Below are 224 nucleotides of genomic sequence, written 5' to 3'. Positions count from 1 at the left end.
GGCCGATTGCCGTAAAATCACTCATTGAGTTCTTTCTCCATTTCTTCCGCTACGACCTGTAGGCGAGGGAGCGTATTTGCTGCCACACTGTCCGCCAGTTCATGAACGTCATTATCTGAATCGAAAGCGTGACGTTGTAATGAAACAACCGCCGCACTTAATGCCACCTGATTGCTGTAAACGCCTTGCATCATTTCCAATGCGTCTACTTGTTCAGGCTGTAG

Annotated in this window: 1 protein-coding gene; it reads right to left on the bottom strand. The window is 48.2% G+C overall.

Annotation, left to right across the window (positions count from 1 at the left end):
* Positions 1–17: 17 nt before the first annotated feature.
* Positions 18–224 (bottom strand): hypothetical protein (locus Q1A70_RS20735; RefSeq protein WP_299695644.1); only part of this gene is annotated, 207 nt, incomplete at its 5' end.

The sequence above is a fragment of the uncultured Vibrio sp. genome, assembly GCF_947488985.1.
In the GTDB taxonomy this organism is placed as follows: domain Bacteria; phylum Pseudomonadota; class Gammaproteobacteria; order Enterobacterales; family Vibrionaceae; genus Vibrio.
The sequence above is the reverse complement of the archived record's forward strand: the minus strand, read 5'-3'. Positions and strand labels throughout refer to the sequence as shown.